This is a genomic window from Burkholderia sp. Ac-20392 (assembly GCF_017104585.1).
Taxonomy (GTDB): Bacteria; Pseudomonadota; Gammaproteobacteria; order Burkholderiales; family Burkholderiaceae; genus Burkholderia; species Burkholderia lata.
Window position 1 is genome coordinate 17640 of the sequence record NZ_JAAGPB010000016.1, and the last position, 11584, is coordinate 29223.

General features: G+C 59.2%; 24 protein-coding genes. All 24 read right to left on the reverse strand.

Going from position 1 to position 11584, the window contains the following annotated elements; all coding sequences use genetic code 11:
• Positions 1 to 35 precede the first annotated feature (35 nt).
• Positions 36 to 152, reverse strand: a complete 117-nt coding sequence (rpmJ, locus tag G3N99_RS04205) for a 50S ribosomal protein L36 (protein ID WP_004199844.1) — start codon at positions 150 to 152, stop codon at positions 36 to 38.
• Positions 153 to 172: 20 nt separating this feature from the next.
• Positions 173 to 391, reverse strand: a complete 219-nt coding sequence (infA, locus tag G3N99_RS04210; RefSeq protein WP_004521905.1) for a translation initiation factor IF-1 — start codon at positions 389 to 391, stop codon at positions 173 to 175.
• A gap of 5 nt (positions 392 to 396) precedes the next feature.
• Positions 397 to 1746 carry a preprotein translocase subunit SecY gene (gene secY / locus G3N99_RS04215; protein ID WP_006482915.1) on the reverse strand — a complete coding sequence of 450 codons (1350 nt, stop codon included), beginning with the start codon at positions 1744 to 1746 and terminating at the stop codon, positions 397 to 399.
• A gap of 42 nt (positions 1747 to 1788) precedes the next feature.
• Positions 1789 to 2223 carry a 50S ribosomal protein L15 gene (rplO, locus tag G3N99_RS04220; protein ID WP_006477180.1) on the reverse strand — a complete coding sequence of 145 codons (435 nt, stop codon included), beginning with the start codon at positions 2221 to 2223 and terminating at the stop codon, positions 1789 to 1791.
• Positions 2224 to 2249: 26 nt separating this feature from the next.
• Complete coding sequence (gene rpmD, locus G3N99_RS04225) at positions 2250 to 2432, reverse strand: 50S ribosomal protein L30 (protein WP_006400644.1); 183 nt, start codon at positions 2430 to 2432, stop codon at positions 2250 to 2252.
• Positions 2433 to 2447: 15 nt separating this feature from the next.
• Positions 2448 to 2966, reverse strand: coding sequence for a 30S ribosomal protein S5 (rpsE, locus tag G3N99_RS04230; RefSeq protein WP_006482895.1), 519 nt, complete (start codon positions 2964 to 2966; stop codon positions 2448 to 2450).
• Between the two features lie 14 nt (positions 2967 to 2980).
• A complete protein-coding gene (rplR, locus tag G3N99_RS04235) occupies positions 2981 to 3346 on the reverse strand; it encodes a 50S ribosomal protein L18 (protein ID WP_006477183.1) in 366 nt (121 codons plus the stop codon).
• Between the two features lie 12 nt (positions 3347 to 3358).
• Complete coding sequence (gene rplF / locus G3N99_RS04240) at positions 3359 to 3889, reverse strand: 50S ribosomal protein L6 (RefSeq protein ID WP_174939865.1); 531 nt, start codon at positions 3887 to 3889, stop codon at positions 3359 to 3361.
• A gap of 18 nt (positions 3890 to 3907) precedes the next feature.
• Entirely contained in the window at positions 3908 to 4303 is a 396-nt protein-coding gene (rpsH, locus tag G3N99_RS04245; protein WP_011350677.1) for a 30S ribosomal protein S8, read from the reverse strand.
• Between the two features lie 14 nt (positions 4304 to 4317).
• Positions 4318 to 4623 (reverse strand): 30S ribosomal protein S14, encoded by a 306-nt coding sequence (gene rpsN, locus G3N99_RS04250; RefSeq protein ID WP_011350676.1) that lies wholly within the window; start codon positions 4621 to 4623, stop codon positions 4318 to 4320.
• A gap of 7 nt (positions 4624 to 4630) precedes the next feature.
• Positions 4631 to 5170, reverse strand: coding sequence for a 50S ribosomal protein L5 (gene rplE, locus G3N99_RS04255; protein WP_006477186.1), 540 nt, complete (start codon positions 5168 to 5170; stop codon positions 4631 to 4633).
• 16 nt (positions 5171 to 5186) lie between these two features.
• Positions 5187 to 5495: a 50S ribosomal protein L24 gene (rplX, locus tag G3N99_RS04260; protein ID WP_006477187.1), complete on the reverse strand. Its 309-nt coding sequence runs from the start codon at positions 5493 to 5495 to the stop codon at positions 5187 to 5189.
• A 9-nt stretch (positions 5496 to 5504) separates the two neighbouring features.
• Positions 5505 to 5873, reverse strand: a complete 369-nt coding sequence (gene rplN / locus G3N99_RS04265) for a 50S ribosomal protein L14 (protein WP_006482918.1) — start codon at positions 5871 to 5873, stop codon at positions 5505 to 5507.
• A 309-nt stretch (positions 5874 to 6182) separates the two neighbouring features.
• Entirely contained in the window at positions 6183 to 6455 is a 273-nt protein-coding gene (rpsQ, locus tag G3N99_RS04270) for a 30S ribosomal protein S17 (protein ID WP_006477189.1), read from the reverse strand.
• The gene (rpmC, locus tag G3N99_RS04275; RefSeq protein ID WP_006400652.1) at positions 6452 to 6646 is read right to left on the reverse strand and encodes a 50S ribosomal protein L29; all 195 of its coding nucleotides are present in this window, start codon (positions 6644 to 6646) and stop codon (positions 6452 to 6454) included. The genes rpsQ and rpmC overlap by 4 nt, the downstream gene beginning before the upstream one ends.
• A 9-nt stretch (positions 6647 to 6655) precedes the next feature.
• Complete coding sequence (rplP, locus tag G3N99_RS04280) at positions 6656 to 7072, reverse strand: 50S ribosomal protein L16 (protein WP_006482873.1); 417 nt, start codon at positions 7070 to 7072, stop codon at positions 6656 to 6658.
• A gap of 2 nt (positions 7073 to 7074) precedes the next feature.
• Positions 7075 to 7875 carry a 30S ribosomal protein S3 gene (gene rpsC, locus G3N99_RS04285; RefSeq protein ID WP_006482899.1) on the reverse strand — a complete coding sequence of 267 codons (801 nt, stop codon included), beginning with the start codon at positions 7873 to 7875 and terminating at the stop codon, positions 7075 to 7077.
• An 11-nt stretch (positions 7876 to 7886) separates the two neighbouring features.
• Positions 7887 to 8216: a 50S ribosomal protein L22 gene (rplV, locus tag G3N99_RS04290; protein WP_004199272.1), complete on the reverse strand. Its 330-nt coding sequence runs from the start codon at positions 8214 to 8216 to the stop codon at positions 7887 to 7889.
• Positions 8217 to 8228: 12 nt separating this feature from the next.
• A complete protein-coding gene (gene rpsS / locus G3N99_RS04295; RefSeq protein WP_004199273.1) occupies positions 8229 to 8504 on the reverse strand; it encodes a 30S ribosomal protein S19 in 276 nt (91 codons plus the stop codon).
• A 10-nt stretch (positions 8505 to 8514) separates the two neighbouring features.
• On the reverse strand, positions 8515 to 9342 hold the full coding sequence (gene rplB / locus G3N99_RS04300) for a 50S ribosomal protein L2 (protein ID WP_006482900.1): 828 nt from the start codon (positions 9340 to 9342) through the stop codon (positions 8515 to 8517).
• Positions 9343 to 9344: 2 nt separating this feature from the next.
• Positions 9345 to 9659, reverse strand: coding sequence for a 50S ribosomal protein L23 (rplW, locus tag G3N99_RS04305; RefSeq protein WP_004199275.1), 315 nt, complete (start codon positions 9657 to 9659; stop codon positions 9345 to 9347).
• Positions 9656 to 10276 carry a 50S ribosomal protein L4 gene (rplD, locus tag G3N99_RS04310; RefSeq protein WP_011350675.1) on the reverse strand — a complete coding sequence of 207 codons (621 nt, stop codon included), beginning with the start codon at positions 10274 to 10276 and terminating at the stop codon, positions 9656 to 9658. The genes rplW and rplD overlap by 4 nt, the downstream gene beginning before the upstream one ends.
• Positions 10276 to 10926, reverse strand: a complete 651-nt coding sequence (gene rplC, locus G3N99_RS04315) for a 50S ribosomal protein L3 (protein ID WP_006482922.1) — start codon at positions 10924 to 10926, stop codon at positions 10276 to 10278. The genes rplD and rplC overlap by 1 nt, the downstream gene beginning before the upstream one ends.
• Positions 10927 to 11103: 177 nt before the next feature.
• Positions 11104 to 11415: a 30S ribosomal protein S10 gene (gene rpsJ / locus G3N99_RS04320; protein WP_004199280.1), complete on the reverse strand. Its 312-nt coding sequence runs from the start codon at positions 11413 to 11415 to the stop codon at positions 11104 to 11106.
• Between the last annotated feature and the right edge of the window lie 169 nt (positions 11416 to 11584).

The following is an 11584-nucleotide window of genomic DNA, read 5'->3' on the forward strand; positions in this document are numbered from 1 at the left end:
TTTTCCTCAAACAAAAAGCGCAAACAAACGCGCGGTCAGCCTTGGCGCTGCTTGTGGCGCGGATCCGAGCTGCAGATCACGCGAACGACGCCTTTGCGCTTGATGATCTTGCAATTGCGGCAAATGCGCTTAACCGATGCCATCACTTTCATGATAATACCCTTTTTTCAAATCACTTCGCCCGGAACACGATCCGCGCACGAGACAGATCGTAAGGCGTCAACTCAACCGTCACCTTGTCGCCCGGCAGGATGCGGATGTAGTGCATCCGCATCTTTCCGGAAATATGCCCCAACACGACATGGCCGTTTTCCAGCTTCACACGGAAGGTCGCATTCGGGAGGTTTTCGATCACCTCACCCTGCATCTGGATTACATCGTCTTTGGCCATAGTCCTTAACGCATCGGGATGTTGCCGCCCTTGAAGTTCGCCTTCTTGAGCAGTGACTCATACTGTTGCGACATAACGTACGACTGCACCTGCGCCATAAAGTCCATCGTGACGACGACAATGATCAGCAGCGACGTTCCACCAAAATAAAACGGCACGTTCCAGCGCAGCACCAGAAACTCCGGCAGCAGACACACGAAGACGATGTAGATCGCACCGGCCAGCGTCAGACGCGTGAGGATGCGGTCGATATATCGTGCGGTCTGATCGCCCGGACGGATGCCCGGAACAAACGCGCCGCTCTTCTTCAGGTTGTCTGCGGTTTCCCTGCTGTTGAACACCAGTGCGGTGTAGAAGAAGCAGAAAAACACGATCGCCAGCGTGTACAGCAGCACATAGACCGGCTGGCCCGGCTTCAGCGCTTCCGCAACGTTATGCAACGTATTGGAAATCCAGCTTCCCGTCGGCTGACCGGTACTGAACCAGCCGAGAATCGTTGCCGGGAACAGAATGATCGACGATGCGAAGATCGGCGGAATCACACCCGACATGTTCAACTTCAGCGGCAGATGCGACGACTGCCCACCGTAGATCTTGTTGCCGACCTGGCGCTTCGCGTAGTTCACGAGGATCTTGCGCTGACCGCGTTCGATGAACACGACCAGGTAAGTCACCGCGGCAATCAGGACGACGATGATGATCGCCGAAATGATGCTCATCGAACCCGTACGCACCAGCTCGAACAACCCACCGACGGCATTCGGGAACCCTGCTGCGATCCCGCCGAAGATGATGATCGAGATACCGTTGCCCAGACCACGCTCGGTAATTTGCTCGCCGAGCCACATCAGGAACATCGTGCCCGTAACCAGCGTCACGACCGTCGTCAGACGGAACAGCATGCCGGGGTCAGTAACGAGGCCCGGCTGGTTTTCCAGCGCAGCCGCGATACCGAACGCCTGGAAGGTCGCGAGCACCACGGTGAAATACCGCGTGTACTGCGTGATCTTCCGTTGCCCTGCCTGCCCTTCCTTCTTCAGCGCCTCGAGCTGCGGCGAGACGATCGCCAACAACTGCATGATGATCGACGCCGAGATGTACGGCATGATCCCCAGCGCGAAGATCGTGAAGCGGGAAAGCGCGCCACCCGAGAACATGTTGAACATGCCCAGGATGCCGCCCGCCTGGCTCTGGAACAGCTTTGCCAGTTGATCCGGATCGATGCCCGGCACGGGAATGTGCGCGCCGATGCGATAGACGATCAGCGCCAGGAGCAAGAACATTGCTCGCCGGCGCAGATCGCCGAATTTCGCCGTGCTTCGACCGGGTTTTGCAAGACTCGGGCTGTTAGCCAAGTACCTTCTCCGATGAATGCAAGTGACGACGCGCTACGCGTGTCACTCGGCGAACGAACCGCCAGCCGCTTCGATCGCAGCGCGCGCACCCTTGGTGGCACCGAGACCCTTCACGACGATCTTGCGCTTCAGTTCGCCCGTCGCGATGATCTTTGCGCTCTTCGTCAGCTCGCCGACCAGGCCGGCTTGCTTCAGTGCGAGCAGATCGATCTCATCGACCGGCAGCTTCTCGAGGTCGCTCAGGCGCACTTCACCGACGAATTCCTTCGTCAGCGACGTGAAGCCGCGCTTCGGCAGACGACGTTGCAGCGGCATCTGACCGCCTTCGAAACCGACTTTGTGGAAGCCGCCCGAACGCGATTTCTGACCCTTGTGACCACGGCCAGCCGTCTTGCCGAGGCCCGAACCGATGCCACGGCCGACGCGACGCTTGGCGTGCTTTGCGCCAGCTGCCGGCTTCAGGTTATTCAATTCCATATCAACTCCTTGATCCGTAGGGCCGCTTACGCGATGACCTTAACGAGGTACGAGACCTTGTTGATCATGCCGCGGACCGCCGGCGTGTCCTGAAGCTCGCTGACCGAGTTGAGTCGGCGCAGGCCCAGGCCACGCACGGTCGCGCGGTGCGATTCGCGGGTCCCGATCAGGCTCTTAACGAGCTGAACCTTGACAGTTTTTTCAGACATGGTGACCACCCGGGCTTAGCCCAAAATTTCTTCGACGGACTTGCCGCGCTTCGCCGCGATGTCTGCCGGGGTGGACTGCTTGCGCAGACCGTCCAGCGTGGCGCGAACGAGGTTGTACGGGTTCGTCGAACCGTGGCTCTTCGCCACGACGTTCTGAACGCCCATCACGTCGAACACTGCGCGCATCGGGCCGCCGGCGATCACGCCCGTACCTGCCTTCGCCGGAGCGAGGAGGACAGCGGATGCGCCATGCTTGCCGTGCACTTCGTGTTGCAGCGTGCCGTTCTTGAGCGGCACCTTGAACATGTTGCGGCGAGCTTGTTCCATTGCCTTCTGGACAGCGACCGGCACTTCCTTCGCCTTGCCCTTGCCCATACCGATGCGGCCATCACCATCGCCAACCACGGTCAGTGCGGCGAAGCCGAGAATACGGCCACCCTTCACGACCTTGGTCACGCGATTGACCGAAATCATCTTTTCACGAAGGCCGTCGTCGCGCTCGTCAGCCTGAACTTTCGCTTGCATCTTTGCCATGACGAATTCCTTCCTTAGAACTTGAGCCCAGCTTCGCGAGCTGCCTCAGCCAGCGCCTTGACGCGGCCGTGGTAGCGGAAGCCCGAGCGATCGAAGGCGACGGATTCGATGCCGGCAGCCTTTGCCTTCTCGGCAATACGCTTGCCGATCAGCGTCGCGGCATTAACGTTGCCGCCCTTGCCCGACTTGTCGGCCAGTTCAGCGCGCACTTCAGCTTCGAGCGTCGACGCGCTGGCGAGCACCTTGGTGCCGCAGGGCGAGAACACTTGAGCGTAGATGTGCGTGTTCGTGCGATGCACGGCGAGACGCGCGACCTGCAGCTCAGCGATCTTGATACGCGTCTGGCGAGCGCGGCGCAGGCGAGATTGAGTCTTATCCATGATTGCGCACCCTTACTTCTTCTTCGTTTCTTTGAGGATCACAACCTCGTCGGAATAGCGCACGCCCTTGCCCTTGTAGGGCTCCGGCGGACGGTAACCGCGGACTTCCGCAGCCACTTGACCGACTTGTTGCTTGTTGATCCCCTTGATCACGATTTCGGTTTGCGTCGGGGTTTCTGCCTTGACGCCTTCCGGCATCTGGTGCACCACCGGGTGCGAGAAACCCAGCGACAGGTTCAGCTTGTCGCCTTGCGCTTGCGCACGATAACCGACGCCAACCAGCGTCAGCTTGCGCTCGAAACCCTTGGTCACGCCGTGCACGGCATTCGCGATAATCGCGCGCATCGTGCCCGACAGTGCATTTGCTTCGCGGCTTTCGTTCACCGGCGACAGGTTCAGCGTGCCGTCGTTGTTCGCCACGTTCACGAGCGGATTGACCGCTTGCGTGATGGTGCCCAGCGGGCCCTTGACGGTGATCGCACCGTCGGCCAACTTGACTTCCGCGCCTTGCAGCGCGATCGGGCTCTTACCTACTCGAGACATGTTTCTCTCTCCTCGGCTTTAAGCGACGTAGCAGATGACTTCGCCGCCGACGCCGGTAGCGCGCGCCTTGCGGTCGGTCATCACGCCCTTGGGCGTCGACACGATTGCCACACCGAGGCCATTCATGACCTGCGGGATGTCGTTACGGCCGCGGTACACGCGCAGGCCAGGCTTCGAGACGCGTTCGATGCGTTCGATAACCGGACGGCCAGCGTAGTACTTCAGCGCGATATTCAGTTCGGACTTCGCACCTTCCGCCTTCACGGCGAAATCGTCGATATAGCCTTCGTCTTTCAGGACTTGCGCGATTGCAACCTTGACTTTCGACGAGGGCATCGACACCGATACCTTCTCGACCATCTGCCCGTTGCGGATGCGAGTCAGCATATCGGCGATAGGATCACTCATGCTCATTTACGTTTCTCCTATTACCAGCTCGCCTTGGTCAGGCCAGGAATCTCGCCACGGAATGCGATTTCACGAATCTTGTTACGCGCGAGGCCGAATTTACGGAACGTGCCACGCGGACGGCCCGTGATCGCGCAGCGGTTACGCTGGCGGGTCGGGTTTGCGTTGCGGGGCAGTTGCTGCAGCTCCAGGCGTGCTTCGTAGCGCTCTTCTTCCGACTTGCTTTGGTCTTCGACGATCGCCTTCAGCGCATCGCGCTTTGCTGCGAACTTCGCGACCAGGCGGGCGCGCTTCTTTTCACGTTCGATCAGTGCCAGTTTAGCCACGGTAACCTCAGTTTCTGAACGGGAACTTGAAGCTGGCGAGCAGAGCCTTTGCTTCGTCGTCGGTCTTCGCAGTCGTCGTGATGCTGATGTTCAGCCCACGCAGTGCGTCGATCTTGTCGTAGTCGATTTCGGGGAAAATGATCTGCTCTTTCACACCGATGTTGTAGTTGCCACGGCCATCGAAAGCACGACCCGACACACCGCGGAAGTCACGCACGCGGGGCAGGGCAACCGTCACGAAACGGTCGAGGAATTCGTACATTGCTTGGCCACGCAGCGTCACCATCGCGCCGATCGGGTAACCCTGGCGGATCTTGAAGCCTGCGATTGCCTTGCGTGCCTTCGTCACGACCGGCTTCTGACCAGCGATCTTCGTGAGGTCGCCAACGGCGTTCTCGATGATCTTCTTGTCAGCGATCGCTTCGCCAAGACCCATGTTCAGCGTGATCTTGGTGATGCGCGGCACTTCCATGACCGACTTGTAACCGAACTTCTCGATCAGGCCGGGCACAACCTTTTCTTTGTAAAACTCTTGAAAACGAGCCATTTTTTACTCCGCTGCGTCAGGCGCTCAGTACAGCACCGGTCGTCTTCAGGAAGCGAACCTTCTTGCCTTCCTCGACCTTGATGCCAACACGCGACGCCTTGCCATTCGCGTCGACCAGTGCGACGTTCGAAATATGCAGGGGCATCGTCTTCGCTTCCACGCCACCCGTCGTACCCTTCATCGGGTTCGGCTTCACATGCTTCTTGACGAGGTTGATACCTTCAACCGTCACATGCTCTGCACCGACAGCCAGCACGACGCCGCGCTTGCCCTTGTCCTTGCCAGTGACGACGATGACTTCGTCACCTTTGCGAATCTTGTTCATCGCGACTCCTTACAGCACTTCCGGCGCCAGCGAAACGATCTTCATGAATCGTTCGCTACGCAGCTCACGCGTGACCGGCCCGAAAATGCGGGTGCCGATCGGCTCGAGCTTGTTATTCAAAAGCACAGCGGCGTTGCCGTCGAACTTGATCAGCGAGCCGTCTTGACGGCGCACGCCCTTGGCGGTGCGGACCACCACGGCGTTGTAAATTTCGCCTTTCTTCACGCGCCCGCGCGGCGTTGCCTCTTTGACGCTCACCTTGATGATGTCGCCAATGCCGGCATAACGACGCTTCGAGCCGCCGAGCACCTTGATGCACAGGACTTCACGTGCACCCGTGTTGTCGGCTACTTCGAGCCGAGATTCGGTCTGGATCATGGTTTGTCTTTCCCAACTTAATCCGGATGCACCACCATGATGCATTCGGTCAGTCTTGGTCCCGTCAGCCAATCGGCTGCTTGGGTTGGAACAGCAGCGACGGCAAACGAAACCCGCCATCGCAATTCGGTGAATCTTTCGGACAGGCAGGCGCCAGTCCGCTTCCCCCACCAACTTCGCCCGCGACGGGGCTCCCATAAAGAGGGAAGACCAGGATTATAACAAATAATCCTGGTCACGCAAGCAAATACTTTGCGATTTCAAGCACTTCGCGGAGAAGTGCCTGTTACTGCCTACTGCACAGCCCGCTTAGATGACGCGAGCTGCTTCGACGAGGCGCGACACCGTCCAGGCCTTCGTCTTCGAAACAGGACGAGTTTCCTGGATTTCGACGAGATCGCCTTCGTTGTAGGTGTTCGCTTCATCGTGCGCGTGGTACTTCTTCGAACGCACGACATACTTGCCGTAGATCGGATGCTTGACGCGGTGCTCGATCAGCACGGTGACGGTCTTGTCCATCTTGTTGCTGACGACCCGACCGACCAGCGTCCGCTTCAGCGAGGTTTTCACGCTATCGTTCATTTCTGGTTCGCCTTCTGAGTCATGACGGTCCGCACACGTGCGATGTCGCGACGAACCTTCTTCAGCTGGCTCGTGTTCGTGAGCTGCTGGGTCGCGAGTTGCATGCGCAGGCCGAATTGCGCCTTCAGCAGGTCCGCCAGCTCCTTGTTGAGCGCGGCCTGGTCTTTCTGGAGAAGTTCGGAAGCCTTCATATTTTCTCCTTAGGCGCCGAGCTGGCGCACGATGAACGCCGTCTTCAGCGGCAGCTTGGCTGCAGCCAGACGGAACGCTTCGCGCGCCAGTTCTTCGGTTACGCCGTCCATTTCATAGAGCATCTTGCCCGGCTGAATCTCGGCGACGTAGTACTCAGGGTTACCCTTACCGTTACCCATACGCACTTCGGCCGGCTTCTGCGAAATCGGCTTGTCCGGGAAGATCCGGATCCAGATGCGGCCGCCACGCTTGATGTGACGCGTCATTGCACGACGCGCCGCTTCAATCTGGCGTGCGGTCAAACGACCGCGACCGATAGCCTTCAGGCCGAACTCACCGAACGACACTGCGTTGCCGCGCGTCGCCTTGCCGGTGTTACGACCCTTCTGCTCTTTACGATACTTCCTGCGTTTCGGTTGCAGCATCGTTATTCTCCAGTCTTGCCGTCTTCCGGCTTGCCGGCGCCACGGCGCGGTGCGCCACGACGAGCACCCGGAGCGCCGCCTTCGCCATCACGGCGCGGACGACGGTCGCCCGGACGCGCATTGCGACGCGGACGCTTGTCTTCGGCTACTTCTTCCACCACCGGTGCGTCGTTGCGGCCGAGCGTGTCGCCCTTGTAAACCCACACCTTGACGCCGATGATCCCGTAGGTCGTCTTCGCTTCCGAGGTCGCGTAGTCGATATCAGCACGCAGCGTGTGAAGGGGCACGCGACCTTCGCGATACCACTCCGTACGAGCGATTTCGATACCGTTCAGACGGCCGGCGCTCATGATCTTGATGCCTTGAGCACCCAGACGCATCGCGTTCTGCATCGCACGCTTCATCGCGCGACGGAACATGATCCGGCGCTCGAGCTGTTGCGTGATCGAGTCAGCGATCAGCTGAGCATCGGTTTCCGGCTTGCGGATTTCTTCGATGTTGACGTGGACCGGAACGCCCATGCGGCGTTGCAGTTCCGTCTTCAGCTGTTCGATATCCTCGCCCTTCTTGCCGATGACCACACCCGGACGCGAGCTGTAAATCGTGATGCGCGCGTTCTTCGCCGGACGCTCGATGACGACCCGACCGACCGAAGCGTTCTTCAGCTTCTTCTTCAGGTATTCACGAACACCGATGTCTTCCTGCAGCATCGCCGCGAAATTGTTGTTGTTCGCGTACCAACGCGAAGCCCAATTGCGGCTGACAGCCAAGCGGAAGCCAGTCGGATGAATTTTCTGTCCCATCGTATGGCTCCTTAATTCCCGACCGTCACAGTGATGTGACAGGATTGCTTCTCGATGCGGTTACCGCGGCCCTTGGCGCGCGCGGTGAAACGCTTGAGCGATGCAGCCTTGTCGACGTAGATGCTCTTGATCTTGAGCTCGTCGATATCGGCGCCTTCGTTGTGCTCCGCATTCGCGATTGCCGACAGCACAACCTTCTTCACGATGCCAGCCGCCTTCTTCGGCGAGAACGTCAGAACGTTCAGCGCCTTGTCGACCGGCAAACCGCGGATCTGGTCAGCCACAAGGCGCGTTTTTTGCGCCGAGATGCGGGCACCGCGATGAATTGCTTTCACTTCCATCTTGATTGCCCCTTATTTCTTGGCCTTCTTGTCGGCTGCGTGACCCTTGAACGTACGGGTCAGTGCGAACTCGCCAAGCTTGTGGCCGACCATGTTTTCCGAGATGTACACCGGAACGTGTTGACGGCCGTTGTGAACAGCGATCGTCAGGCCGATGAAATCCGGCAGAATCGTCGAGCGACGCGACCAGGTCTTGATCGGCTTTTTGTCGCGCGAAGCTGCAGCCGCCTCAACTTTCTTCAGCAAATGGGCGTCGCAGAACGGACCTTTTTTAACAGAACGTGCCATTGCCTACTCCTTAACGCTTGTGACGGCGCTGGACGATCATCGTCGTCGTGCGCTTGTTGCTACGGGTGCGATAACCCTTAGCCGGCGTACCCCACGGGCTAACCGGATCGCGACCTGCAGCCGTCTTGCCCTCACCACCACCGTGCGGGTGATCAACCGGGTTCATCGCAACGCCACGCACCGTCGGGCGGATACCGCGCCAGCGGTTCGCGCCAGCCTTGCCGATCTGGCGCAGGCTATGCTCTTCGTTGCCGACTTCACCGATCGTTGCACGGCACTCGATGTGCACGCGGCGGATTTCGCCCGAACGCAGACGAACCTGCGCGTAGACGCCTTCACGTGCGAGCAGCATGGCCGACGTACCAGCCGAACGCGCCATTTGCGCGCCCTTGCCCGGCAGCATCTCGATGCAGTGGATCGTCGTACCGACCGGAATGTTGCGGATCGGCAGCGTGTTGCCTGCACGGATCGGCGCTTCCGAACCCGACATCAGCTGTTGGCCGACGGTCAGGCCCTTCGGGGCGATGATGTAGCGACGTTCGCCGTCTGCGTAGAGCACCAGCGCGATGTTCGCGCTACGGTTCGGGTCGTACTCGAGACGCTCGACCTTTGCCGGAATGCCATCCTTCGTGCGACGGAAATCGACGATACGATAGTGCTGCTTGTGACCACCACCCTTGTGACGCGTGGTGATTCGGCCGTTGTTGTTACGGCCGGCGGTCGAGCTCTGCGAGTCGAGCAGTGCCGCGAACGGCTTGCCCTGGTGCAGGTTCTTGTTGACCACCTTGACCATCGCGCGGCGACCCGGCGATGTCGGCTTAACTTTAACGATTGCCATGATTACTTGGCCTCCGCTTCAAAGTTGATTTCCTGGCCGGGCTTCAGGCAAACGTACGCCTTCTTCACGTCCTTGCGGCGGCCCATCGAACGGCCAAAGCGCTTTTGCTTGCCCTTCTGAACCAGCACGTTGACGGAATCAACTTCAACCTTGAACAGCAGCTCGACGGCCGCCTTCACTTCCTGCTTCGTGGCATCCGGTGCGACTTCGAACACGACTTGCTCGTTCTTGTCGGCAACCAGCGTCGCCTTTTCCGAGATCACCGGTGCGAGCAGGACCTGCATCAAACGATGATCGTTCTTGCGAATCTCGCTCATGACAGCAACTCCTCGATCTGGGCGACCGCAGCCTTCGTGACCAGCACTTTCTTGAAGTAGATCAGCGAGAGCGGGTCAGCGTAGCGCGGCTCGACAATTGCCACGTGCGGCAGGTTGCGCGATGCCAGGTACAGGTTTTCGTCAACCGTATCCGTAATGATCAGAACGGAGTCGAGACCCATGGTCTTGAATTTTTCGGCCAGCAGCTTGGTCTTCGGCGCTTCGAGGATGATGTCCTCGACGACCGACAGACGGCCTTCACGGGCCAGCTGCGAGAAGATCGAGCAGAGACCTGCACGATGCATCTTCTTGTTGACCTTGTGCGAGAAGTTTTCTTCCGGCGAATTCGGGAAGATACGACCACCGCCACGCCACAACGGGCTCGACGACATACCGGCACGAGCGCGGCCCGTACCCTTCTGGCGCCACGGCTTCTTCGTCGTGTGCTTGACTTGCTCACGGTCCTTCTGTGCGCGGTTACCCTGGCGAGCATTCGCCTGGTAAGCGACGACGACCTGGTGGATCAGCGCTTCGTTGTAGTCACGACCGAACACGACGTCCGATGCGTTGACCACTGCACCTTCCTGACCATTTTCGTTCAGGAGCTTGAGTTCCATTATTTCGCCCCCTTGGTCTTGACGGCCGGCGTCACGAAGACCTTGCCGCCCTTCGCGCCCGGAATCGCACCCTTCACGAGCAGCAGCTTGCGCTCTGCGTCGATACGAGCGATTTCGAGGTTCTGCACCGTCACCGTCACGTCACCCATGTGACCCGTCATGCGTTTACCCGGGAAAACACGACCCGGATCCTGCGCCATACCGATCGAGCCCGGCACGTTGTGCGAGCGCGAGTTACCGTGCGTAGCACGGCCGGAGGAGAAGTTGTAACGCTTGATCGTACCGGCGTAGCCCTTACCGATCGACACGCCTTGCACGTCGACCTTCTGGCCCACTTCGAAAAGATCAGCACCGACCACGGCGCCATTCGACAGCTCAGCTGCCTTGGCCGCGTCAATGCGGAATTCCTTGAGGATTTCACCGGCTTCGACACCGGCTTTGGCGAGATGACCTGCCAGCGGCTTCGTCACGCGCGAGGCACGACGGGAGCCGAATGCAACCTGCACGGCCGTGTAGCCGTCGGTTTCAACAGTCTTGATCTGCGTCACGCGGTTGTCCGACACGTCCAGCACGGTGACGGGAATCGAATCCCCTTCCGCCGTGAAGATACGGGTCATGCCAACCTTGCGACCTACGAGTCCAAGGCTCATCATTTTCTCCATTCCCGACTGCGATTGGTCGGGGCTGATTTACAAAATGCCGGGCACGCAAGGCCCAACTTTTTTACGCGAATACGCGAAAAGCCAAGCATTATAGCCCGACTTCGCGTTTTCCGCAAGCAATCAAAGACTTAGCACCACCCGGCAAGCCGAACGGCGCTGGAAGCCTTACTGCAGCTTGATTTCCACGTCGACGCCAGCCGGCAGGTCGAGCTTCATCAGCGCGTCAACCGTCTTGTCGGTCGGATCGACGATGTCCATCAGGCGCTGGTGGGTACGGATTTCGAGCTGATCGCGCGACGTCTTGTTGACGTGCGGCGAACGCAGGATGTCAAAACGCTGAATGCGCGTCGGCAGCGGCACCGGGCCACGGACGATTGCGCCAGTCCGCTTCGCGGTATCGACGATCTCGGCAGCCGATTGATCGATCAGACGATAGTCGAATGCCTTCAGGCGAATGCGGATTTTCTGTTGCTGCATGACGATTCCTTGGAAAGAGCGAGGCGATGTTGCATCGCCGGACACTAAAAGAACGTGAAACTTGACGCCTGCGGGGAGCGAGACATCAGGTTCCTTGCGGTACTTCCACTGCTAAGCCCGCGATTCTACACGAAATTCTGGAGCGATGGTGCGAGTTTCTCGTCCCGCG